20 protein-coding genes and 1 riboswitch are annotated in these 23,647 nt (G+C 37.5%); of the genes, 7 read left to right on the forward strand and 13 right to left on the reverse strand.

The window, feature by feature from the left end; genetic code table 11:
* From KTB61_RS07000 to KTB61_RS07010, 3 genes are read right to left on the reverse strand one after another with little or no spacing between them, the layout of a single operon-like run.
* Entirely contained in the window at positions 1-3,351 is a 3,351-nt protein-coding gene (locus tag KTB61_RS07000) for an ATP-binding protein (RefSeq protein ID WP_216697187.1), read from the reverse strand.
* Positions 3,302-3,958, reverse strand: coding sequence for a DUF4194 domain-containing protein (locus KTB61_RS07005; RefSeq protein ID WP_075759823.1), 657 nt, complete (start codon positions 3,956-3,958; stop codon positions 3,302-3,304). The genes KTB61_RS07000 and KTB61_RS07005 overlap by 50 nt, the downstream gene beginning before the upstream one ends.
* Entirely contained in the window at positions 3,955-5,313 is a 1,359-nt protein-coding gene (locus KTB61_RS07010; protein WP_216697107.1) for a Wadjet anti-phage system protein JetA family protein, read from the reverse strand. Before KTB61_RS07010 ends, KTB61_RS07005 begins: the two co-directional genes overlap by 4 nt.
* A 184-nt stretch (positions 5,314-5,497) precedes the next feature.
* On the opposite strand from KTB61_RS07010, the gene KTB61_RS07015 reads away from it, so the two are divergent.
* Together KTB61_RS07015 and KTB61_RS13410 are read left to right on the forward strand one after the other, a co-directional pair.
* On the forward strand, positions 5,498-6,025 hold the full coding sequence (locus KTB61_RS07015; protein ID WP_075759821.1) for a DMT family transporter: 528 nt from the start codon (positions 5,498-5,500) through the stop codon (positions 6,023-6,025).
* Positions 5,992-6,249 (forward strand): EamA family transporter, encoded by a 258-nt coding sequence (locus tag KTB61_RS13410; protein ID WP_075759820.1) that lies wholly within the window; start codon positions 5,992-5,994, stop codon positions 6,247-6,249. The genes KTB61_RS07015 and KTB61_RS13410 overlap by 34 nt, the downstream gene beginning before the upstream one ends.
* Before the next feature lie 75 nt (positions 6,250-6,324).
* On the opposite strand, the gene KTB61_RS07025 is transcribed toward KTB61_RS13410, so the two are convergent.
* The 3 genes from KTB61_RS07025 to KTB61_RS07035 are packed head-to-tail and all read right to left on the reverse strand — an operon-like array spanning position 6,325 to position 8,783.
* Positions 6,325-7,077: a creatininase gene (locus KTB61_RS07025; RefSeq protein ID WP_143249382.1), complete on the reverse strand. Its 753-nt coding sequence runs from the start codon at positions 7,075-7,077 to the stop codon at positions 6,325-6,327.
* Between the two features lie 18 nt (positions 7,078-7,095).
* Positions 7,096-8,583 carry a sodium:solute symporter family transporter gene (locus KTB61_RS07030; RefSeq protein ID WP_075759819.1) on the reverse strand — a complete coding sequence of 496 codons (1,488 nt, stop codon included), beginning with the start codon at positions 8,581-8,583 and terminating at the stop codon, positions 7,096-7,098.
* Between the two features lie 32 nt (positions 8,584-8,615).
* A complete protein-coding gene (locus tag KTB61_RS07035) occupies positions 8,616-8,783 on the reverse strand; it encodes a hypothetical protein (RefSeq protein ID WP_158024885.1) in 168 nt (55 codons plus the stop codon).
* Positions 8,784-9,050: 267 nt separating this feature from the next.
* Between KTB61_RS07035 and KTB61_RS07040 the strand changes: the two genes are divergently transcribed.
* Both KTB61_RS07040 and KTB61_RS07045 read left to right on the forward strand, forming a co-directional pair.
* Positions 9,051-9,995 (forward strand): AEC family transporter, encoded by a 945-nt coding sequence (locus tag KTB61_RS07040; protein ID WP_075759818.1) that lies wholly within the window; start codon positions 9,051-9,053, stop codon positions 9,993-9,995.
* 97 nt (positions 9,996-10,092) lie between these two features.
* On the forward strand, positions 10,093-10,623 hold the full coding sequence (locus tag KTB61_RS07045) for a class I SAM-dependent methyltransferase (protein ID WP_216697108.1): 531 nt from the start codon (positions 10,093-10,095) through the stop codon (positions 10,621-10,623).
* A gap of 66 nt (positions 10,624-10,689) precedes the next feature.
* Here the strand turns inward: KTB61_RS07045 and spoIIR are convergent, their stop codons facing one another.
* Complete coding sequence (gene spoIIR, locus KTB61_RS07050) at positions 10,690-11,283, reverse strand: stage II sporulation protein R (RefSeq protein WP_216697109.1); 594 nt, start codon at positions 11,281-11,283, stop codon at positions 10,690-10,692.
* Positions 11,284-11,385: 102 nt separating this feature from the next.
* On the opposite strand from spoIIR, the gene KTB61_RS07055 reads away from it, so the two are divergent.
* The 3 genes from KTB61_RS07055 (at position 11,386) to pflB (ending at position 15,392) form a co-directional block, all read left to right on the forward strand.
* The gene (locus KTB61_RS07055) at positions 11,386-12,186 is read left to right on the forward strand and encodes a glycosyltransferase family 8 protein (RefSeq protein WP_075759815.1); all 801 of its coding nucleotides are present in this window, start codon (positions 11,386-11,388) and stop codon (positions 12,184-12,186) included.
* A 64-nt stretch (positions 12,187-12,250) separates the two neighbouring features.
* Positions 12,251-12,333, forward strand: a riboswitch (ZMP/ZTP riboswitch).
* Positions 12,334-12,451: 118 nt separating this feature from the next.
* On the forward strand, positions 12,452-13,171 hold the full coding sequence (pflA, locus tag KTB61_RS07060; RefSeq protein WP_216697110.1) for a pyruvate formate-lyase-activating protein: 720 nt from the start codon (positions 12,452-12,454) through the stop codon (positions 13,169-13,171).
* Complete coding sequence (pflB, locus tag KTB61_RS07065) at positions 13,164-15,392, forward strand: formate C-acetyltransferase (protein ID WP_216697111.1); 2,229 nt, start codon at positions 13,164-13,166, stop codon at positions 15,390-15,392. The genes pflA and pflB overlap by 8 nt, the downstream gene beginning before the upstream one ends.
* A gap of 86 nt (positions 15,393-15,478) precedes the next feature.
* On the opposite strand, the gene KTB61_RS07070 is transcribed toward pflB, so the two are convergent.
* The 6 genes from KTB61_RS07070 to KTB61_RS07100 form a co-directional block, all read right to left on the reverse strand.
* Positions 15,479-17,152 carry an amino acid ABC transporter ATP-binding/permease protein gene (locus tag KTB61_RS07070; RefSeq protein WP_216697112.1) on the reverse strand — a complete coding sequence of 558 codons (1,674 nt, stop codon included), beginning with the start codon at positions 17,150-17,152 and terminating at the stop codon, positions 15,479-15,481.
* A complete protein-coding gene (locus tag KTB61_RS07075) occupies positions 17,149-17,478 on the reverse strand; it encodes a hypothetical protein (protein ID WP_216697113.1) in 330 nt (109 codons plus the stop codon). Before KTB61_RS07075 ends, KTB61_RS07070 begins: the two co-directional genes overlap by 4 nt.
* Positions 17,479-17,490: 12 nt before the next feature.
* A complete protein-coding gene (locus KTB61_RS07080) occupies positions 17,491-19,020 on the reverse strand; it encodes an NEAT domain-containing protein (RefSeq protein ID WP_216697114.1) in 1,530 nt (509 codons plus the stop codon).
* Between the two features lie 60 nt (positions 19,021-19,080).
* Positions 19,081-20,808, reverse strand: coding sequence for a fibronectin type III domain-containing protein (locus tag KTB61_RS13020; RefSeq protein WP_230973660.1), 1,728 nt, complete (start codon positions 20,806-20,808; stop codon positions 19,081-19,083).
* Positions 20,809-21,062: 254 nt separating this feature from the next.
* Complete coding sequence (locus KTB61_RS07095) at positions 21,063-22,730, reverse strand: glycoside hydrolase family 13 protein (protein WP_216697115.1); 1,668 nt, start codon at positions 22,728-22,730, stop codon at positions 21,063-21,065.
* Between the two features lie 60 nt (positions 22,731-22,790).
* Positions 22,791-23,633, reverse strand: a complete 843-nt coding sequence (locus tag KTB61_RS07100; RefSeq protein ID WP_216697116.1) for a polysaccharide deacetylase family protein — start codon at positions 23,631-23,633, stop codon at positions 22,791-22,793.
* Between the last annotated feature and the right edge of the window lie 14 nt (positions 23,634-23,647).

The following is a 23,647-nucleotide window of genomic DNA, read 5'->3' on the forward strand; positions in this document are numbered from 1 at the left end:
CTACTCTTCCCCCATCAGCTTTCCAAACTCTTTCTTTTCAAATTCCTGTATGGAAATACTTTTTTTATTTGGATTGGCATAGACAAAGGTTTTGTCTACATTTTCAAGATAATTCTGAATCTTATCATTGGTTGCGCTAATGATTGCCTGGAATCCAAGTCCTCGAATCAGATCAATACAGGTTGCAACTTTTTCAGCGTCCATCTTGGAAAATGCTTCATCCAGCACAACCAGACGAATGGTTGGATTTCTTCGGACTTTTGGAGACAGATTAATTTTATATGCCTGTGCAAAACTTGCCAGAAGTGCCACATAAAGTGGATTCTGTCCTTCTCCTCCGGAATTTTTCTTGATCATTTTACTAAGTCCAATGGTCAACTGCTCTTCTCCATCAATAATCTGCTCCATATCAAATGACAAATAGGTACGGTAATCTGAATATTTCTCCATATTTCGTTTTGCCTCATCCAGCTCTTCCGGAGTTGCACCCTCTGGAGGTATGAAAATTTCAATTAACTCATTCATCAAATCTCCATACTGATTCTCATGATTCATGGTAAACAAATTCATCTGATTTTCCATAGAGGAATTTAGCATGAACGGATCAATGTTTAAAGAATCATCCATAAACATCTTATAATATTTTCCATCTGCTCCTTTGTTTCTGGTAATTCGGAACTGATATTTATCTTTTCCAAAATCCAGCCCGCTGATAATCCGGTTTAATTCATCTCTACGCTGATATGCCTCCCGAATCGCACTTCGGATTTTATAAATAAAGTCATCTTTAAAATGTTCTACCGCTGTTTTTGCCTGTGTGGCAGCTCTAGCCCGGTATTCTTCCAAATGATCACAAGATAGCTGCTGGTACAGTTTTTCATAATCCTGATTGTCTTCCGCAATTGCAGAAAATGTACGATTTGGATATTCTCGCAGATAGTCACTGCGGACTTCCACCAGCTCCCGGTATTTCTCTTCTTTTTTTGTTCCGGCATCATAAAACTTCCGGACTGCCAGATTACCAAGTCTTTCATAATCCGGATTCTTCATACCATCTATTTCTCTCTGGAACCGCTGTTCATATTCACCATTTGGAACAAATTCCTGTTGTTTTTGAACCAGCGCCTCATTCTGATCAATACTTTGCTGTTCATATTCCCGTAACTCATTTTCCATAGACCAGATAGATTCTCTCAGCTGATTCAATGCATCTTTTTTGGCTTCCTGCTGTTGCCGGTTTCGTTCTTTTTCTTCCTCCAGCCCTCTCAGAGATCCTTCTTTTAGCTGATTCAGCTGTTCTTGTAAATCATCCAGTTCCTCCTGCTTATCTCGCACTCGCTGGAAAGCCGTCTGCCACTCCAGATACTCTTCTGCCAGATGAGATAAATATTCCAGATTTAAAACATATCCGGCCTGTAAAACTTCTTTTTCTAAAGGTTCTTTCTGTTCCAGAAGTTTTTCTTTTTCCTCCTCCAACTGACGGATTCTCTGCCGCAGGCTGTTTTCTCCAATATAAGAATTTCTCGTATACTGCTTTGGATCCAGATGCTTTAACTGATAATTTTTATAAAGCATTCCATCCGGCGTAACACCAACGCGGCACTGACGAAGTTCTTCAACAGAATTACATTTCATCACATGACCAAGAAGATAGTCTATCAGTTTCTGTACATAGGTTTCTTTTGCTATTACTTCTTCTGATAAAGCTCCTCTTTCTGCCTCTGGATGACTTTTTTCAATGGATTCCGTATCTACAATAGAAATCCTCCAGTACTTTTTCTGATCCATCTTCTGATAAATATCCATTGCCTTTCGCACATAGGCAGGCTCAATAACCAAAGACAATTTATTGGAACCAAGATATCCCTCTACCGCTTTATGCCAGATTTCTGATTTTATATCCAGTAAATCTGCCAATACATGCACTTTTACAAAAGTACCACACTGTTCACTTAATTTTGTCTGTAATTCATATTTTGCATCAGATACTTCTTTGGGATAAGCCTTGTTTCCTTTTCGAAGCTCTTTTAACTCTTCCGTAATGGTTTTTTCCTGCTTTTTCATGGCACGAAGGGCAGATGCATTTTCCTGACGCTCTTCCTCTGTTTCTTTTCGAAGCATAGATAAAGTTCTTTGGAGCCTTCTAATCTCTTCTTCTGTAATTTCACACTTTTCAAATTTTTCAATATCCCATATTGCCTGATTCGGTGTAATATCCAGCTCACACCATTTTTTCAATTCACCGGCAGTCTGGTTCCATCTGGTCACATCCTTTTCCAGCGGAGCCAGCAACTCCTCCACGGCTGATTTTCTGGTCATAATCTGTTCATAACCACTACCTGCGATCTGTCCGACCAGTTCATCATAATCCCTGGATAGCTGTTCCAGTTTTTCAAGAAGAATCTGTTCATTTTCTTTTTGAACCTGTAAATCCTTATTTCCTTCTTTGATTTTCTCCTGTAAAAGATTAAGCTCTTCCCGGAGTTTTAATGTTTCAAACTTATCAATCCGATACTGGCAGTAATCCTGCTCTTTTTTCTTCTCTTCAAAGATTTCAAAACTATCCTGAACTTTCTGAAGTCTGGCCGTCTCTTTTATAGTATCTTCAATCCTCTTTCGCATTCTCCCATATTGCATGACACTTTCCTGCATATCTTCAATATGGATATCCTGCTCCATGCAAATATATTCTTTCACAAATTCTTCTAATTTGATATTCATTTTAAACGGGATGGCACGTTTGAAAAGTCTCGGAAATTTTTCCATATCCAGGCCGCCCAGATAAATATCATATAACTGACGACGGAATCGTTCATTGCTGGTACCAAAATAATATTCATTTTGTTTTCGATTTTTCTGAAGATACTGACGTACTTCCGAAATTGCCATGGTCCTCTCTTCTCTTCGATAATGATTTTCAGGAATACCACCTTTGTGCCAGAAAAACAGTCTGGAAATATCATTGGTTGAAGTTTCCACATCAAACACAACTCCAATACATTCTTTCTCTTCCGTATCCGTCTGAGTAAGTTCCAGAACAATAGTACTGGAGAAATTTTTATTTCTTAAATAAGTAATCTGATCCTGATCCCCGACGGCAACCATTCCCCGTAAATATTCAATCAGGCTGCGGTCAGAATCATCTGCTGCCGCTTTATTAAAAAATCCACGTCCATCCGTATTGGCATATAAAACAATCTGAAGAGCATCAATGACCGTAGATTTCCCACTTCCGGAATGTCCGGTAAAAAAGTTAATCCCTTCATTTAAAGACAAAACTTTTCGGTCAATATAATGCCAGTTATTCAGACAAATCTTCGATAACTCTTTGAACGTCTGTTTCTTCTCCATCTTCGTATCCACGTTCATCCTCCTTGGTAAAACTATCAACTAATTCTCTCACATCATCTCCCAAAAGCACCACATTCACACATGGATAAATCAGCATCCGGGTTTCTTCACTCAGTTCTTCCAGTACATCCAGCGGTTCAATCATCTGGTATTTTTTCAGCAGTGCAATGGCACGGCGCATTTCTGTCACGGATGGAAGAGCTTTTAACAGACGAAATTCTCCTATCTTTTGATGGATTTCTCCTAAAGTTGTATAAATACTCACACTGGTGGAAGCCTCCGCCATATGTTCATCATAAATCAGTTTTAAAATCAGCAGGTATAATGTTGCCAGTTTTGGAATCTTTTCTCCAAGAAGAGTTTCTCCCTGCAGATACAAAATACCCATATGGATATTTTCTTTCAATTCAATCCCCGCAATCTGAAAATACTCTTTTAAAAAATCCTGATGGTATCCCGCAATCCGATAATCTTTGTTGTAAATCAGTCTTCCGGAACGCTTTTCATATTTTCTTTCCAGTAAATAAGTCTGTTTTTGCAACAGGCGGATGACCCGGGTAACTTGTTCTTTCTCATCATCCATCAGCTGTTCATAATATGATATCATGCTTTTCTCCTCACAAATGTCAATGCCGGATATCGGTATCTTCCATTATCCAGCTGTTTATCATCTCTTTCCAACACCTTATATTTGCTATCTCTTCTGGTACAGTAATCATATGCCAGAATCAGCTTTTCAAAATCTTCATCATCCTCAATAGATATATCTTTCACATCCAGATGATCTTCTTTCATATACTGTTCAAGAAATTCCTCAATTTCCTGCCTGGTATAACGCGTCTGTATCTTATTCATCTTCAATACATCTTCTCTGGAAAGTTCTTTATTTTCTTCTTCTGCCTCCATACCGCTGGCAAAATCTTTTCGTTTCCTTCGTTTATAAAGTGATTTCTCAGAGAGAATTTCAAAACTTGACAGATTCATCCGGTTGCCAACATCCTGTAATCGTTTTTCCGACTTTGAACCATCCTCCAAATGTTTTAACAGCTGAATCATCAATCCCTTCATATCTGATTCTCCATTCAGCATATAATTCATTCTTGTCACGGTTGCACGAATATACTTGGAATGTTCTTTATCCATATTGGAAATTCGGTGTTCAATATCATCAAAGCCTCGTTCAATAGTATCCAGCATATCCAGAACATCTTCCTGATTTGTTTCTTCAGCTTCTGCCTTTGCCTGTACTCTTTCAAGCCATACCGAATCTTCCCGCATCTCTTTAAGGCACTTTTTGATATCCATCTTATACAAATAAAAGTTATCATTGGTTTTTAAAATATGATATTTCTTCTTAACAATTTCTTCCACATAGCCTTCCAGATGCTCGGAAAGTATATCTCCATAATACTTCTGTTTTAATAGACGGTCAAAAAACTGATCCATATTGTGAAGCATATCCTGCAGCGCTTTGTTAAGCCTTCTGGTATTAACCATGGCAGTTTTCAGCATACTGAGATTCATCCTTGGATCATTTTTAAATGAAAACAAGGTGGCATATACATTCTGAATATAAATATTGGTTTCATCCATGGAAGGATGAATCAGTTCTTCAAACGCATTTAGAAAAACCGCTGCATAATCCGGAATAATAATATTAGTTGTCAAGGTCCCGAAATCCTCTAGTTTTTTCAGCCAGCCCGTCCGAATCAGCCAATTTAAAATACGGTTGGGCGGTGTCTCTAAAAGATCTGTTTCCGTTTCAAACTCTTCCGGACTCAGCCAGATCCGTTTCCCTTCATTCCAGTCATTTAAAACCTGAAGGCAGACTTCTTTACTTAAATAGTAGTTGTTATATTCATACTCCTCATTGATTTTCAATAAGGCTTCCATATACGATTCCCGATTCACCGAACGAAACAGGCTCCAGAAAGAATCCGGAATATCATAAGCAAAATTCATAAATGCTCTCCTTCTCTCAAGCAAAAGGTTACTTTGACTATCATAACATAACCGGTAAAAATGTACAAAAGCCACACGAAGAAGTCCCATCCTGCTTATAGGAAAGCAGAGCCTTGCTTTCTTGTGTGTTCTTGTTATAATTATTGAAGCTTGAAATTTGGTATTTTTTTAAGGGGATGTAAAAATGTGTTCAGAAATATATAAAAATAAAAAAATGATGCCGGTACTTGCACTTTTATGTGCATTGTTATGGGCACTTGCATATCCGTTTATTAAGCTTGGATATAGGGAACTTGGAATTGAAGCCAATGATTTAGGCAGCAAGATCCTGTTCGCTGGAATTCGTTTCCTTTTCTCAGGATTACTCGTGTTACTTATTTCAGGAAAAAAGCTGGTATCTAGGAGTCGTATAAATAAAAATATCTGGAGATGGCTGTTATTATTTGCACTTATTAACACATCCCTGCATTATCTATTTTCATACATTGGTTTAGGATATATTCCCAGCTCAAGAGATACAATCATTGACTCTATGGGAAGTTTCTTTTTAATCCTTCTTTCATGTATGATTTTTGCTGATGACAGAATGACGGTATATAAAGCAATGGGGTGTATTCTGGGTTTTGGTGGAATAATACTTATGAATGTAGAACCTGGATATTTATCTATCCTGCAAAAATGTGGAATCTGTCCGTACTTGGAATCGTTCTGATCATTGCATTAACACTCATTTCAGCAATAAGTTTCAGCGTATACAATTCTCTTCTTGCAAATCATCCTATCAGTAAGGTAGCTATATTTAATGCGTTCATTCCTGTTTTCGGAGTGGTATTTTCGTGTATTATTCTGGGAGAAGCTTTCCAGTGGAAATATCTGATAGCTGGAATTATGGCTACAACAGGAACATATTTAGCAAATCACACGGGTAAGATTTAAAAATATATGCCAGTTATGAAAAATACTGAGTCTCATCAAAAACAATGAAACTCAGTATTGTATATTATTTTCTATCTAAATATCAAATTCTTTTTTACAAATTTTCACCAGTTCCGGTATTACACTGTCAACAATAATCTTGCCTCGTTCTGCACTGGATGAAACACTGCTTGCCAAAGCTCCGCTTTCCGGTACATCGCCTTTATACAGCGGATAACGGAAATAAGGTAATGCCACCGTAGGAGGTGCTTCTACTGCACGTTCGAAGTGTACCAGTTCCGGTGCAAAATACATCATCAGAGAAGTTTCCGTTACAGCTGCATGTTCAAACGCCCAGCCTGGAAACGGGACTTCATCAAAAACTTTATCTATCACATCTTCCGGCATTGGATCCCACCAGTTAGATTCGACAATAGTTGCCGCCCCTTTTGTGTCCCTGTTAACCAGATCCATAGCTTCTACTACAAATGCTTCATTTTCAAAATGTGCATTCATGATAAATATTTTTGTAAATCCATCTTTCACCAGTTCCATCAAGACATCATATACCATATCAATCACTGTTTTTCCATTTAAGTCAATGGTTCCAGGGAACAATGGACCGCCACCGCTTAGTGGTTTGGATTTATATCCATAAGATAATGTTGGCATAATAATTCCATCTATCTGCTCTGCCAGATAATGAGAAAACTTTTCTGCTATTTTTGCATCTGTGCAAAGAGGCAAATGCTGAGCATGCTGTTCTGTTGCTCCAATTGGTAATATAACAACCGAATCTTTCTTTTTTTCAAATTCCGGCCATGTAATTTCATGCATATAATATGACATTTCCTGTCTCCTTTCTTGCTATTTTACTGGATCCACACAAGCTTTATATCCATTCTGAGTTTTCTGACTATGATTGATATATGTTGAAATTCCAATCATAAAGATAGCTGACACCAGAATCGCTAACAAACATGAGAACCAGTAGTTTATTGCCATACCATAGTTAAATACCAGGTAAGAAACCGGACCTGCAATGGCTGAAACAATGGCTCCCTCTTTTGTAGATTTTTGTGAAATAATTGCTGAAAATAATGGAACACCAATACATGATCCTATTCCGCTTAATCCAAGGTATAGTACAACACTTAAAAATTCAGGCGGATTTACGAAATTAAATCCAAAACAAATTGCTGCAATTACAATAACCGCAATTCTTGTAACCAGAACTTCCTGTTCCGGTGTTGCATTTTTATTAATAGTCTTTGAATAAAAATCACGCCCGATGGCCTGCCCTACTACCAGAAGAACAGATGTTGCTGTTGACATCATTGCTGCAAAAATACCAATCATCATTAGTGCTGCTGCCCATGTAGGAAGCATTTCTTTCGCCATGGTTACTGTTAAATAATCTGCTGGAACATCTGGGAATAATACACGTCCTGTCAGTCCACAAAGATAAAAACTATTATAAACAGAACTTAAAATCAAAGCTGTAATTAAAAATGTACCGATAGTCTTTCTCTTGATATCTGGAATTGCAAGAAATCTTGAACATAAATATGGCTGACTGATAAAAATCACACACCAGAACATAAAGTTACCGATGACTCCAGATAAAGACATTTGTGCATCAGATGCTTCCGCCTGTACAATATTCAGCATATCCGGATTAATCTCTGCAAGTTTCATTTCCAGACCATTAAACCCTCCAACTGCTTTCAGAGACAGTACAACCAGCACTACACTGATTACCAGCATTGGCAATCCCTGCACAAAATCTGTCCATGCCACTGATTTTAAACCACCTACAATAACATAAAATACAATAACTACAGAAATAATTGCAAGGCCTGCCTTAAATGAAATGCCAGTAAAGGATTCCAGTAATACCGCTGCTCCTTTAAACTGTGCAACCAGAGGAAATATATAAAAAACAGAAATAACCCCTGCAATAATCAATCTTAAAGTCTCACTTTTATAACGATCCCCAAGATATTCCGGAATTGTAAGAGATCCCAGTTTTTCAGCCTGCATTCTCATTTTAGGCATAAGCAAAACCGCCGGAATGATTAATCCTGGAATTACTGCAATTACAACCCAGTAATAAGGCCACCCTACCGTCGACATAATACCAGGGTCTCCCATAAAACAGGCTGCACTGATAGATGACGTTACATATGAAAATGCCAGTACTACTGTTGGAGTACTTCTTCCTCCAAGATAATAATCTACGTCTGCTGATCCGCTGGTAGTTCTGTTTCCTAACTTACCGGATATAAACGCTACCAATCCTACAAATATTAAAAATCCTATGAAAAAAATCACTGATGTTTGTTGTAATGTCATTTTTGTCCTCCCTGTTCAGTAAACATTTTCATCTATGCAGTCATTGTGTCTGCAGATACACCATTTTTTGATACTTTTGTTACTTCTTTATCTAATGGTTCTTTCTTTAACATAAATACCACTACTACTGCTGTTGAAACAGCCATTGAAATCAACTGTGCTCCCATCATAATCTGCCATGTCATCATAACGCTTCCCATCCTTTCCTGCTGAAAACAAAAAAAGGAGTTCACACAGATTATCTCTGTATAAACTCCTTTGTTTATTGAATGTGTTTTTCTTTTGATGCTGTCATTATATCCACGTTACTTTCTATAAGTCAACCCAACTTTAATATTATACATTAAATTTATCTTTTCTGTACAAAATCTCTTTTCTATTCTTGTCCATTACCAACAAGTTCTTGCATATCCATTCTTTAACACTGAATCTTTTTATGCTATAATCCCCGAGGAGGTTTTTTACAAATGAGTGATTTTATTTTTAGTTTAAATTCTACCATTCCGATTTTCTTTCTGATCTTTTTGGGATGGTTTTTAAAAAATAAAGGCTGGTTTAACGATTCATTTATTTCAACTGCAAACAAATTTGTTTTTAACATCGCTTTGCCTGTACTTGTTTTTCGTGATATTTCAGGAGCACCTATCCGTGAAGTTTTTCAGCTAAAATATTTTCTCTACTGTATGATCGTAACTTCTCTGATGTTCTGGGGCATCTGGCTTCTTGCAGAAATATTTATCAAGGATAAATCAATTATAGGAGCCTTTGTACAGGCTTCTTTCCGGGGAAGTGCCGCCATTCTTGGAATTGCATTTATTGAAAATATTTACGGTCATTCCACCATGGGACCTTTAATGATCGTCGGCAGTGTTCCTTTATATAACATTTATTCGGTTATCGTTTTAACATTTCGCGGAGAAAATAGCAAAGAAGGCACCGGGTCCATCAAATCCGCTTTTATTAATATTGCAAAAAATCCGATTATTTTAGGAATCTTGGCTGGACTTCCTTTTTCATTTTTCAGTGTGGATTTTCCAGTTATGATTGATAAATGTATTAACAATGTGGCAGTTATGGCAAGTCCATTGGCACTGCTTTGTGTCGGTGCAGGATTTGAAGGGCGAAAAGCCCTGGCAAAAATAAAGCCTACAATTGTCGCAACTATTACGAAATTATGGATTCTCCCGGCTCTGTTCCTTCCTGTGGCCATTTATCTTGGCTTCCGAAACGAAGGTCTGATTGCCATTTTAATCATGCTTGGTTCTCCAACCACTGTCAGCTGTTATGTCATGGCAAAAGAAATGGGCAATGACCATGTGCTTACTTCCAGTATTGTTGTACTGGCAACTGCACTTTCATCTATCAGCCTAACCATGTGGGTATATCTTTTAAGGATATTCTCATATATCTGATTTTCTGTTATAATAATATATTAGATGTGAGATGACTCGCGAGCGGGTCTTGAAAAGTTGTACGTAATACTTTACTATCGTACGAAAGGAGTCTCTTATGAAAAAAGCTTTACGAAATGAAATGATTAAAAAAATATGTGTCAGAGATGGAGATAACATCCTGGATGTTGGATGTGGAGATGGAACATTTTTGTACGAATTAACCCAATGGCGTGACGCAGAAGGCTATGGTACAGATTCATCTGAGGATTCCGTAAGAATTGCCAATGATACATATCCTGAACTGCATATTGACACTGGATATAGCGATTTTCTTGCTTTTGATGATGATATGTTCCGCATCATTACTGTATGTGATGATTTCCACAAGTTTGAAAATCCTCAAAAATTTATCGAAGAAGCTGCCCGTGTTCTGGCACCTGGTGGAAGACTTTATATCGGCGAACTCGCCTTGCCTGAATTCATTCGACTGATTTGTAATATTCCGTCTTATATTATTCCTTCTAAAAAGAACAAATATCATTCAACCTATGAGATTCTGGATTATTTCAAACAGGCCGGTCTGACCAAATTCCGGGTATATAAGAAAAAACAGCTGCTTCTTATTTCAGCAAAAAAACCATTATAGAAAAGCGGACAGGTACGCTTCAATTTTTCCTGTAACAAAAAAGAACGATTTTCTTATCGTTCTTTTTTATTTCCACAGCCATTGAAAATATGAATGATTTTCCAGAGATTTTACTGTCTTTTCTCCTAAAAGTTTTTTCATCTTTTTTTTAGCTTTCTGGTTAATTTCCATTTCATCATCCTTTGTAACACATAAATCAGGAAACATAACACACCACCAGTTATGTCCCTGCGCCTTTCCGATATCAATTCGCAGAGCATCATAGATTCCTTCCGGAAATTCATAACTTCCATAATTGATCTTAGGAAATTCTTCCGTGGTCAGATAGACATTCACTTTAGCTTTTTCTCCACACTGTCTTAATACTTTATTAGCTGTCTTTTCTATTCCTTTCCTGTTTTCTTTAATGATTCTGACTGCTTCTTCTTTTGTTCTGACATTTTCCATATAAGGGCTCATGTAGGCAATGACTGCATCTCGAACAGAAAGTTTATTTCTCTGATCCTTTTCATCATCACTTTTTGCCCGGATATGAAATCTTATAATGTTATCTCTTAGACATTCTTTGATTTTTGTCTGAGAATAATTCCATTTCCAAATACCGGCGGTCAGGATTATTCCTATCACTGCCATTCCGGCAAACATCTTTTTTTTCTTCATGACTAGAAGATGCCCTTTTTTTTAGTTTTTATTCATATCCAGTTCATTAATTTTTTATAGAAAAATGTTAAAATTATCTTATCATTTATAGGAGGTCAACTTATGAATATCTTGCTTACTCTCAACGACAACTATGTACGTCCCTGTACTGTCATGCTGCATTCTATTATAAAATCCAATCCATCTTCCCAGATCCATTTTTATATAATCTACCAGAACCTTACATGGGAGAACCAGGATATCCTTGCACATTCTGTTTCTGGATATCAGATGACGTTTCTTCCGTTTCCTGAATCTTATCTAAAGGATTGTCCAACATCCAAGCGCTATCCCGTTGAAATGTACTTCCGTTTGTTTGCTGCAGAACTCCTTCCTGATAATCTTGACAGAATTCTCTATCTGGATCCTGATATGATTATTATCAATCCGCTGGATCAGTTGTATCATATAGATTTTGACAATCATATCTTTGTGGCAACCACCCATGTACAGAAATTTTTCAGTAAACTAAATGAACATCGCTTAAGTTTAGAAGAGGACACTCCTTATATAAACACTGGTGTTCTGCTGATGAATCTTAAAAAGTTAAGACAGGAACATAATCAGAATAACATTCATTCTTTTATCAAAGAAAATAAAATGAGGCTTCTTCTTCCAGATCAGGATGTTTTTACGGCTCTTTATGGAAACCAGACCAAACTTGTGGATGCCTCCATCTATAATCTTGGAGAAAAATATTTACTGACCCACCATATGACTGGAGTTCTTACAGATAAATCTCTTGACTGGGTTAGAAACAATGCTGTGATCATCCATTACTACGGAAAAAATAAGCCATGGAAAAAAGACTATGTAGGAAATCTGGATATTTTTTATCATGAAATGGAACAGGATATGCTATAAATTGTCATTACTTTTTTTAAAATAGGGGTTGACGAAGACTATCCCCCTGTAGTATTTTATGAATACAAGGTCATATGACTGACGGAATCAGTGGAATCAACCACATGAAGTATGATCATTAACAAGCCGACCGTCTGGGCAACCTGCCTGGAGGTGCGGCTTTTTTATTTTATCAGCAATATCTAAAGTCACATCAGACGTATCTTTCATACACATTTTCCAGGCATTGTTTCTTAAAATTTTATTTTATATAAGGAGGTCAAATATGACAGTTGGCAGAGTCCATTCTATGGAATCCATGGGATTGGTAGATGGACCGGGGATTCGAACGGTTATATTTTTTCAAGGATGTTCTTTAAGATGCCGGTTTTGCCACAATCCTGATACATGGGAATTTAACAGTGGTGAAATTACTGATCCTGAGACACTTGTAAAAAAAATATCTCGTTTCAAACCCTATTTCAAAAACACCGGCGGAGTTACTTTTTCAGGAGGAGAGCCTCTGATGCAGCCGGATTTTCTATTGGAAACTCTGAAACTTTGTAAACAGGAAAATATTCATACCTGTATTGATACTGCAGGCTATGGAATGGGCAGTTACGATGAAATTCTTGAGTATACAGATCTGGTGCTTCTTGATTTGAAACATGTCAGCGAAACTGATTACAAACAAATGACAGGACGCACCATGGATCGATTTCAGGAATTTTTATCAGCACTGGAAAAATCCGAAACACCTATCTGGATTCGCCATGTTGTTGTTCCTGGAATCACAGACAGCCAGGAGCATATGGAAAATCTTAAAACTTATATCAGCACCATACCAAATGTTGAGAAAGTCGAACTGCTGCCGTACCACCTGCTTGGCAAAAACAAATATGAAGTTATGGGAATTCCTTACTCTTTAGATGGAGTTCCTGCAATGGATAAAGAAAAAACAATGGATTTACAATCAAAATATTTTGGAGGATATGATCATGCTTAGCCAATGGAATGGATTTAGAGAAGGAAAATGGAATAAAGAAATTAATGTTAGAGATTTCATTCAGAAAAACTATACCTTATACACTGGAGATGATTCGTTTTTAGTCGGACCTACTGAAAAAACAAAAAAGGTCTGGGATAAATGCGAAAAACTGCTTCTGGAAGAAATGAAAAAAGGTATTCTTGATGTAGAAACAGACATTATTTCCGGCATCACAAACTTCAAACCCGGATATATTGATAAAGAAAACGAGGTTATTGTCGGATTACAGACCGATGCACCTTTAAAACGTATGGTAAATATGTACGGTGGAAAAAGAATGGCAAAAAGTTCTCTGGAACAGTACGGCTATAAATTAAACCAGGAAATCGACAAACATTTTGATGAGTATCGTAAAACTCATAATGAAGGAGTATTTGATGCTTACCCTGAAAGAACCAGAAAGGCAAGACATGCCGGATTATTAACCGGTCTTCCGGATGCATATGGCCGTGGACGTATCATTGGTGATTACCGCCGGGTGGCATTATACGGAATTGATTATTTAGTAGAAGAAAAGAAAAAAGATCTGGCTGAACTGGACGGTCAGATGACAGAGGAACGTATCCGTTTAAGAGAAGAAGTATCTGAACAGATTCGTGCTCTTGGAGCAATCAAGGAAATGTCCGCTTCTTATGGGGTTGATATTTCAAAACCTGCCTCCAGTGCAAAAGAAGCTATACAGGCAACTTATATGGGATACCTTGCAGGAATCAAAGAAAACAACGGTGCTGCAACATCTCTTGGACGTACTTCTACTTTTCTTGATATCTATATTGAAAGAGATCTTCAAAAGGGTATCATTACTGAGGCCGAAGCTCAGGAACTTGTAGATCAGTTTATCATTAAACTTCGTCTGGTACGTCATTTAAGAACACCTGAATATAATGAGTTATTTGGCGGAGATCCAACATGGGTAACAGAATCCATTGGAGGTGTTGGAGTCAACGGAAAACCTCTTGTAACTAAAAATTCTTTCCGTTACCTTCACACATTATATAATCTCGGAACAGCACCTGAACCGAATCTGACAGTACTCTGGTCTGAAAAATTACCGGAAAACTTTAAACGCTTCTGCTCTAAAGTCTCAATTGATACAGATTCTATTCAGTATGAAAATGATGATGTTATGCGTCCTGTTTACGGTGACGACTATGCTATTGCATGTTGTGTATCAGCAATGAAAGTAGGAAAACAGACACAGTTATTTGGTGCCAGATGCAACCTTGCCAAGTCTCTTCTATATGCTATTAATGGTGGAAAAGATGAGAGATATGGTACGGAAGTTGTCCCTGGAATTGAACCGATTACCGATGAGATTCTGGATTATGATAAAGTAATGGAAAACTACAGAAAAGTATTGGCATATGTTGCTGAATTATATGTAGATACCGTTAATATCATTCACTACATGCATGATAAATATGCCTATGAAGCAAGCCAGTTTGCTCTTCATGATACGCATATGGAACGAATTGCGGCATATGGTATTGCCGGATTATCTATTGCTGCAGACTCATTATCTGCAATCAGATATGCAACTGTAAAACCTATTCGCAACGAAGATGGTATTGCTGTGGATTTTGAGACCATAGGAGAATTTCCAAAGTACGGAAATGATGATGAACGTGCAGATGATTTAGCTGTAGACATTGTTACAACATTCTCTGACCAATTAAAGAAACATCCGGTATACAGAAATGCAATCCATACATTATCTGCGCTTACCATTACTTCTAATGTTATGTATGGCAAAAAGACAGGTACAACTCCAGATGGACGTAAATTAGGAGAGCCTTTAGCACCAGGAGCAAATCCAATGCATGGACGTGATAAAAACGGTGCTCTGGCATCTTTAAACTCTGTTGCCAAAATTCCTTACCGCAGTGTATGTCAGGATGGGGTATCCAATACATTTTCTATTGTTCCAGATGCTCTTGGAAAATCTCAGGAACAGAAAGAAGAAAACTTAACAGCCATCCTGGATGGTTATTTTGTACAGGGTGCACATCATTTAAACGTAAATGTATTAAATAGAGAAACATTAATTGATGCCATGGATCATCCAGAAAAATATCCGACACTGACCATTCGTGTATCTGGATATGCTGTAAACTTCAATCGTTTATCTAGAGAACAACAGGAAGAAGTAATCAGCAGAACTTTCCATCAGAGTATGTAATTTTTATTAATGCTAATTTCCTTTTTTAATAACTATATAGTAGAAAACAGCCGGCGATATTTTTTATTGCCGGCTGTTTTCATGTATTATTTATTTTTTTGTCCTGCAGACATATGAAAAACTTTATCTGCAATACTCATGGTTGACTTTCGATGAGATACTAAGACAACTGTTTTTTCCTTACAAGATTCTTCTAAAGATTTCAGGATAATTCCTTCATTCAAAGAATCCAGATTACTGGTTGGTTCATCCAGCAAAAGCATTGGTGCATCATGAAGAAATGCTCTTGCAATTCCAATTCTCTGCTTTTCTCCTCCAGACAATGTATCTCCCAGTTCTCCTACTTTTGTGTCGTAACCTTCTGGCAAAGATGCAATAAAATCATGAATCGAAGCCTTTTTTGCTGCCTCTATAATTTCCTCTCTGGAGGCTCTAGGCTTTCCGATTGCAATGTTATTTGCAATAGAGTCATGAAATACATGGGTTTCCTGCGTCACATAAGATTGGGTATCCCTAAGATTTTTTGTTGGAATTTCTTTTACATTTTGTCCTGATACCAGAACATTTCCTTTATCTGCTTCCCAGAACCGCATTAAAAGCTTCAGCAACGTGGATTTCCCGGAACCGCTCACTCCATGAATACCAACAATTTTTCCAGGTTCCATAGTAAGAGAATAATCATTTAAAATCTGGTCATTTTCATATGCAAAAGATACATGTTCTATTTCTGCACCACAAAATTCTTCGGGCTGCCTGTCTTCTCCCGGTATCTCCTCTACGACCGGTTCTTCTTCCAATAGAGAAAGAACCCTTTCTCCACTTGCCAAAGTCTGATTCAGATTATTAGAAAGACTGGACAATGCAACTACAGGTCCGAAAGATCCCATCATGGCAATTGTGCAGGTCAGAACTCCATCTATATTCATTTCCCCATTTTGATATAAAGATAAGGTAAAAAACAGCATTCCAAAAGAACATAACAAAATCAGTAAATTTGTCAATGACCTTTGTACACCTTCCATTTTGCTCAAATCCTTCTGCATACTGGTCAGTTTTTCTGAACGTTCTGTCATCTGACATTCTCTGATTTTTCCCTGTCCGTATTGAATAGTTTCATCTAAACCTCTAAGAGAATCCAGTACAAAACTATTTAATTCTCCAAATCGGGTACGAAATTCCATTCCTTTCATACCCCCGCGCTTCCCGTTCCACACAGGCACAATAACTCCCACAGCAAAATAGGCTGCCAGCGCAAACAATCCTGCCTGCAAATGATAACTTCCAATGAAAACGACCATAATAACAGATGTAATCAAAGCAATTGCAATCGGTGAAATCGTGTGGGCATAAAATACTTCCAGTAATTCAATATCAGTAGTAATAATAGAAATCAAATTTCCTTTATCTCTTCCATCTAATTTAGCCGGACATAGTTTTCTCAATGCAGCAAATACTTTATGACGGATAATTGCCAGCAATTTAAATGCAATAAAATGATTACAGTATTGTTCAATGTAATGAAGCATTCCACGAAAAACCGCTGCCAAAACCATAATTCCAAATAACCGGATCACAGATTCTGTACCAAATCCGTCTACCAGTACCTGTCCTGCAAAAATTGTAAGAAAAATAGCACACAGATATCCTGCAACACCAAATATGACCGCTGCCAGCATAATGTGAAGAAGCGGATAAACCAATCCGATCAATTGCGCCATGATCTTTATAGTGCTTCTTCTTCCTTTCCTTTCTTTTTTCATAGATGTGCCACCTTTCCATAGTTTTCTAACGCCTGCTGGCTGTTATACAGATGCTGATATTTCCCCTGCATTTTCATTAGCTGTTCATGGGTTCCTGTTTCTCTGATTTCCCCTTCTGACAGCATATAAATACAGTCTGATCCAGTTACATTAGACAATCGGTGTGAGGTCAGCAGAACAGTTTTTGTTTTTGCCAGCTGATAAATAACATACACATTTCCGCCAGCTGCTTTAATAATCACTGAAGCATCCGTCCACATACCTGTAAACAACATTACTACCAGAATTCCTGTAAAAAACTTTAGTGCTATATTTCCTGGTTTCATAACCTTCCTCCATTAAAACACGCCTCTGCTTTTTCCTTTATAAAACATTCCTGCCAACGATACTAAAATACTGATGACAGACGATGCAGCATTTGGTGTCTCGCCTTCCTCTGTACTGACAGTATTTGATTCTGAAATTTCTATGATACTTTGTGAATTATCACTGCTTTTCAACATATCCTGAGTATCCCCGATTATTGTTTCAGAAGATAGCGGTGCTTTTAAATTTCCTGTTCCTGCAATTAAAGAAGAACTTCCCAGACCACCAGAAGATAAACCTTTCCTTGTATTATCCGTATCTTTGAATACCGATTCACCTGTTACAGATTTTAATGTTGACCAGTCCAGTTTCAAAAATACAGGCTGGGTTCCACTTCCTGAAGAAATAGATTCCATAATTGGAACAAATACTTTAAGGGGAACATATCCATCTGACAAAGCTTCTTTTATTAATGGAAATGTTACTTTATCAGGATAATTTGTTCCAAATCTATCCCTGACACGATTTCCTTCTGAATCTTTCTGATATGAATCTATGCTAACTTCTTTTACCGATCCTTTTGGTGCTCCATATTGATCCAGAGAATATCCGGATATAAAATATTTTAAATTGCTTAAATATCCAAACTGAGAATTAATCTCCAAACCTTTAAAATCCAGTGTCAGATAATATTTTCCTTTTTTTACTGCTAATTTAATGGTATGTCCAACTGCCTCATTTGCCATGGACCTGGTTTCTTTGTCTATTTTCAGCATCTGCCCAGAAACAGAGTATATTCCATCTTTTAAATCATTTACATCCAGCTTGTCACTGGTGTTTTTACTACTGCTTGTACTGGTGTTTTTACTGCTGTCTGTACTGCTGTTTTGAAGACTATCTTTATCTGTTGAATCTTCTTCCTCTTCTTTCATATCTTCTGGTATTTCCGTGCTGATTTGCTTTAATGTATCCCAATCAAGCTGGAGTCTTGCATATTGCAAACCGCTTCCTTTACTGATTTCTTCCATTACTGGAACGTATACCTGCATCCAGATTTCACTTTCTCTTTCTTTTACAGGTATGGTCATATATTGGGGATACAGCTTTCCTTTCACTTTTGCATCGGTTCCTGTTTGAGGATGATTATACTTGTCATACACATTTTTATAATAAGATTTCACCGATGCTGCCACTGGAGCTTCATTTTTCGGCAGCTCATAACCACTGCTTCCTCCTTTCCAACCTGGAAAATAATGAAAAGCTCCCAGATACCCGGTAAACTGAGCGGTTCCCAGGCTGGTTGTCAAAGCCTTGCACTCCATTCTCAGATAGATTTTATCTCCATCCGCAATAATCTGCATTGGTTTTGCAATAGCTGCATTTCCCATAGATGCCTGATTAGATGTGGCACTTCTTAATATTCCATCAACGGAATAAGTACCACTGGAAAGAATTTTTTCATTGGCAGATACCAAATGCCCTGTAAAAGAAAGAATTCCATATAAAAAAATCATGCATGCTAGAATTCCACTTATTATACCTGCAAATATTTTATTTCTCATAATTCTCCTGACATAACAAATCCATTGATTATATCAACCAATGGATTTGTTCTTTTGGCTTTATTTTTTAATTGTTACTTTCACTTTACTGGAATAGCTACTGTATACTTTCTTCTTTCCAACTTTACGGTAGGCTCTGACTTTATAATAATATTTTTTCTTTTTGATCAGTTTTTTATTGGTATATGTCACAGTGCTTCCCTTAGTAATTGTCTTTACTTTTTTAAATTTTCCATTGGATTTTGTAGCTCGAACAATTTCATATCCACTGGCTCCACTGACTTTTTTCCATGTGACTTTCGCTGCTTTTGAAGATGAATTTTTTACCTTCACACCAGTGACTTTTGCTAAAGCTGGTTTTGCTGATACTGATTTAGAATAACTTCCATAGGCTGTTTTTCCAGATTTTGTTGTATAGGCACGAACCTTAAAAGTATAACTGGTTCCTGTTGTCAGTCCTGTTTTTGTATATGAAGTTCCTTTCACAGTTGCCACTTTACTGTACTTTTTGGTTTTGGGATTATATTGATATACTTCATATCCTGTTGCTCCACTTACTGTTTTCCAGCTGATTTTTACTTTATTGTACGTAGCACTTACTGCTTTCACAGTCTGCGGAACTGCCGGTGTCTTCACTGTAACCACCGGCTGTGCTGGCTTCTCCGGTACATCTGGGAGTTCTACCCATTCTTTCAGTGATGTCCAATCCAGTTTTAAGAACACCGTTTGTGTACCTGTTCCTGCAGATATCGCCTCCATTACAGGCACAACCATCTGAAGAGGTACATATCCATCTTTTTCTGCTTCTGGAATTAATTCAAATGTGATTTCTGCCGGATAACTGGTACCAAAAGAGTCACTGACCAATGTTCCATCTTCATTTTTCTGATAAGTATTTACTGTCACATCAGATAACATTCCCTGTGGATTGCCATACTGATCCAATGTATATCCAGTCTGAAAATATTTTAGCTGATCCAGGTAGCCAAGCTGTCCTGCCACTGTCAACCCTTTAAAATTCATAGTCAGCATTTTTTTACCATCTTTGACTGTCAGTTTCATATCATGATCGATTGCCCCATTGGACATAGATAAACTTTCTTTGTCAACTTTCAACATCTGTCCACTGATCTTGTAAACACCATCCTGTAAAGAAACTTCATTATCTTCTCCCTCTACATTGGAAGAATCACTTGTGTCATCACTTGTCTTCTGAATATTCTTCCAATCAATGGCAAATATTGCTTTATTCGCATGATTTCCGCCTGTGTTCATTGAGACATACACACCGTTTGCACTGATATCCGGAATTTTAAAACTAATCTTACTTGGATTTCCTTCTTCTGTTACCTCATCAACTCTTACTGCCTTTGACTCTGTGTAAGTTTTATCCTGAGCAATTACCCATTCAGATGCCCATGCCGTTATAGGTCCCATACTTACTGATGTCAGGTTTAATGTTGCAGTTGCCGTCCCATCCTTATGTACTACAAGGACTGCCGGTCCATTAATACAGCTTCCTGCCATAGATGTGTATGCATCACTAAAATAGTCTTCTACTTCCATATCTGTACCTGATTTCTGCAGTTTAACTGCAACGCTGTAGGTTCCTGGAGTCACCTCTGTTTGTGCAGCTCCATTTCCTGCCAGAAAAGCTTCTCCCCCGGCCTTGCCAAATTCATTTACCACATTTTCTCCCGCAAAAGCATTGATTGATTCTGGAACTGTTGAAACTGCCATCATAAGTGCTAAAACCCCGGCAGCTATTTTTGCTGTGATCTTTCTCATAAAATCCTCCTTAACTGCATATATAAATTCGTTCCTGGTTAGTCTTGACTACCTCTTTTTATCACGAAATTTACTATGCCGTCAATTGGAATATTTTTCCTGTCTAAATGGATTTTTTTCTTAATATTCTCACAAGCCGCATTTTTACTATACAAAAAAGGTGCTGCACCTGTGCAACACCTTTTTATTCCTGATATTTTTTCTCACTTTTATTACATTTTTATTTTGAAAACTGCCATGCTTTTCATTGATCCTTATTCCAGCACAACTACTTCATAAGGTTTCATCTGTAGTTTCTTTCCAATCATTGTGGTCTGCTGATAATTTACAAAAATTACATTTTCATAATCTTCTGTTAATGTGATTTCTGCTGGCTGACCACTGAAATTACAGATCAATGCCAGCTTTTTCTCTTCTAATTCCCTTGTATAGGCAAAAATTGATTCTTCCTCCTGATACAAAGGTTTAAAATCTCCGTAGGTCAGAATTTCTTTGTATTTTTCTGACTTGCGAAACGCAATAAGTCTGCGGTAGAAATTTAACACCGAACCATACTGGACTTCCTGTTTTTCCACATTGATTTCTTTATAATTTTCATTAACCGGAAGCCATGGAATCCCTGCAGTAAACCCAGCATATTCTTTATCATTCCACTGCATTGGTGTCCTGGCATTATCCCTGCTGTGATGTCTGCATATTTCCAGCGCCTGATTACTGGAATAACCTGCCTCAACAGCAACCTGATACTGACTCATGGTTTCCAGATCATCAAATTCCGACAATTTCCATCTACGATTACACATGCCTATTTCCTGTCCCTGATAGAGAAACGGAAGCCCTCTCTGACACATAAGAATCGTTGCCAATGCTGAAATACTATGAAATCCATAATCCTCTTCCGGAATAAACAGACTTGCTCCTCTGGGCTGATCATGATTTTCAATAATATTTGCTTCAAATCCGGTATTTCCTATGATTTTCTGATTATGAAAGGTTTCTTCCCGCCATTCTTTAAACGGCTGCGGCCAGACATATTCCTTATAATTTTTCCCTTTTCTATAGGCATGACATGGTTCAAAAGCAAAGATAGACGAAAAATATCCATTCTCTCCAATAAAATTCTTTATATTATCCTCTTTTAAAAACATGGCTTCCCCTATAGAAAAAGCATTATATGGATCAAAACATCTTTCTTTCATTTCCATAAGAAATTTTTTAATTCCACTTACTCTCTGACTGACTTTATACACATCTGCCATGCCATCCGGTCCATCTGCCGGAAGATTCTCCCATGTAAGATCTTTTTTTATGTTCATTATCGCATCAATACGAAATCCTCCCAGACCTTTTTCCAGCCACCAGCAGATCATTTCATAAATTTTTTCCCGGACAAGTGGATTCTCCCAGTTAAGATCCGGCTGTTCCTTTGCAAAAGAATGAAGATAGAATTTATTATCATGCCCCGGCAGTTTTTCCCATACACTTCCTCCAAAATAGGACCGCCAGTTTGTAGGAGCTTTTCCGTCTTTTCCGTCTTTAATATAAAAAAACTCTCCATAAGGTCCTTCCGGATTTTTCATTGCTTCCTGAAACCATGGATGTTCACTGGAACAATGATTCACTACCAAATCCATTAAAATTGAAATATTTTTCTTTTTTGCCTCTGTGATCAACTGATCCATATCATCCATAGTCCCAAACATCGGGTCTATAGCATAATAATCCGAAATATCATAACCGTTATCCACCATTGGCGATTGAAATACCGGAGATATCCACAAAATATCAATACCCAGCTTTTCCAGATAGTCCAGTTTGCTGATAATGCCTTGAATATCACCGATGCCATCTCCATTGGAATCCATAAAACTTTTTGGATAAATCTGATAAGCAACTTTCTCATGCCACCATTGTTTTTTCATAGTTCTTCTCCATAAACAGGGTTTTCCTGGCTATCTCCAGTCCAAAACTATTATTATGTACTACTGAATCTGATTTGCGCTGATTACTACATCTCCTTTTTTCACTTTAATGCCTTTAGCCTCCAGCAGTTCAGAAACAGTACACACTTCATATCCTTTTTTCTTTAACTGAGGAAGCACCTGTTCCACTGCCTGAACCGTCTGCTCATGAATATCATGCATCAGAACAATATCCCCATCCTTTGCCTTCTGTAATATGCACTTAACTGTTGCAGCTGTATTTCTTGTCTTCCAGTCCAGTGTATCAACACTCCATAAAACCAATGGTCCATCAATGTTCTGTTTAACTGTCTCATTGATTCCACCATATGGCGGCCGGAAATTAGCTGCTTTACTTCCACATGCTTTCACCAGCGCATCATTCATTCTTTGATACTGACTGGCCACTCCTGCTGCTCCAATCTTTGTCAAAAGAGGATGATCATAAGAATGTCCTGAAACTTCATTCCCTGATTTCTGTACCTCTTTTACTATATCCGGATAACTTTTTGCATTTTGTCCAAGCATATAAAAAGTTGCACGATAATCCTGTTTATCTAATGCCTTGATGATTCTTTCTGTATTTCCAGGTTTCGGCCCATCATCAAAAGTAAAGGCAATCAGCTTCTTGGTCTTATCTATTTTTCTTGGAACGTATAAAGCCTTTTTCATCTGTTTCCCGGTATCTTTGCTTAATATTCCTTCGTTAGCCTTTACAACATACTGTCCTAATCCTTCATTAACTGATACATATTTAGTCTGTCGGCTCTTTACAATAAAAACACTTCCCAAAACCAAAACAGCAATAATTGCTAAAAGTGCTGCAACACGGTCTTTTCTCCATTTTCTTCTTCTTTTTTTCATCTTTTCCGTCCTTT

The sequence above is a fragment of the Anaerostipes faecalis genome (assembly GCF_018982945.1).
Classification (GTDB): domain Bacteria; phylum Bacillota; class Clostridia; order Lachnospirales; family Lachnospiraceae; genus Anaerostipes; species Anaerostipes faecalis.

Excerpts from the sequence above, each read along its gene's own strand:
- KTB61_RS07000 (WP_216697187.1), bottom strand. The coding sequence starts at position 3,351 with ATGGAGAAGAAACAGACGTTCAAAGAGTTATCGAAGATTTGTCTGAAT.
- KTB61_RS07005 (WP_075759823.1), bottom strand. The coding sequence starts at position 3,958 with ATGATATCATATTATGAACAGCTGATGGATGATGAGAAAGAACAAGTT.
- KTB61_RS07010 (WP_216697107.1), bottom strand. The coding sequence starts at position 5,313 with ATGAATTTTGCTTATGATATTCCGGATTCTTTCTGGAGCCTGTTTCGT.
- KTB61_RS07015 (WP_075759821.1), top strand. The coding sequence starts at position 5,498 with ATGTGTTCAGAAATATATAAAAATAAAAAAATGATGCCGGTACTTGCA.
- KTB61_RS13410 (WP_075759820.1), top strand. The coding sequence starts at position 5,992 with ATGTGGAATCTGTCCGTACTTGGAATCGTTCTGATCATTGCATTAACA.
- KTB61_RS07025 (WP_143249382.1), bottom strand. The coding sequence starts at position 7,077 with ATGTCATATTATATGCATGAAATTACATGGCCGGAATTTGAAAAAAAG.
- KTB61_RS07030 (WP_075759819.1), bottom strand. The coding sequence starts at position 8,583 with ATGACATTACAACAAACATCAGTGATTTTTTTCATAGGATTTTTAATA.
- KTB61_RS07035 (WP_158024885.1), bottom strand. The coding sequence starts at position 8,783 with ATGGGAAGCGTTATGATGACATGGCAGATTATGATGGGAGCACAGTTG.
- KTB61_RS07040 (WP_075759818.1), top strand. The coding sequence starts at position 9,051 with ATGAGTGATTTTATTTTTAGTTTAAATTCTACCATTCCGATTTTCTTT.
- KTB61_RS07045 (WP_216697108.1), top strand. The coding sequence starts at position 10,093 with ATGAAAAAAGCTTTACGAAATGAAATGATTAAAAAAATATGTGTCAGA.
- spoIIR (WP_216697109.1), bottom strand. The coding sequence starts at position 11,283 with ATGAAGAAAAAAAAGATGTTTGCCGGAATGGCAGTGATAGGAATAATC.
- KTB61_RS07055 (WP_075759815.1), top strand. The coding sequence starts at position 11,386 with ATGAATATCTTGCTTACTCTCAACGACAACTATGTACGTCCCTGTACT.
- pflA (WP_216697110.1), top strand. The coding sequence starts at position 12,452 with ATGACAGTTGGCAGAGTCCATTCTATGGAATCCATGGGATTGGTAGAT.
- pflB (WP_216697111.1), top strand. The coding sequence starts at position 13,164 with ATGCTTAGCCAATGGAATGGATTTAGAGAAGGAAAATGGAATAAAGAA.
- KTB61_RS07070 (WP_216697112.1), bottom strand. The coding sequence starts at position 17,152 with ATGAAAAAAGAAAGGAAAGGAAGAAGAAGCACTATAAAGATCATGGCG.
- KTB61_RS07075 (WP_216697113.1), bottom strand. The coding sequence starts at position 17,478 with ATGAAACCAGGAAATATAGCACTAAAGTTTTTTACAGGAATTCTGGTA.
- KTB61_RS07080 (WP_216697114.1), bottom strand. The coding sequence starts at position 19,020 with ATGAGAAATAAAATATTTGCAGGTATAATAAGTGGAATTCTAGCATGC.
- KTB61_RS13020 (WP_230973660.1), bottom strand. The coding sequence starts at position 20,808 with ATGAGAAAGATCACAGCAAAAATAGCTGCCGGGGTTTTAGCACTTATG.
- KTB61_RS07095 (WP_216697115.1), bottom strand. The coding sequence starts at position 22,730 with ATGAAAAAACAATGGTGGCATGAGAAAGTTGCTTATCAGATTTATCCA.
- KTB61_RS07100 (WP_216697116.1), bottom strand. The coding sequence starts at position 23,633 with ATGAAAAAAAGAAGAAGAAAATGGAGAAAAGACCGTGTTGCAGCACTT.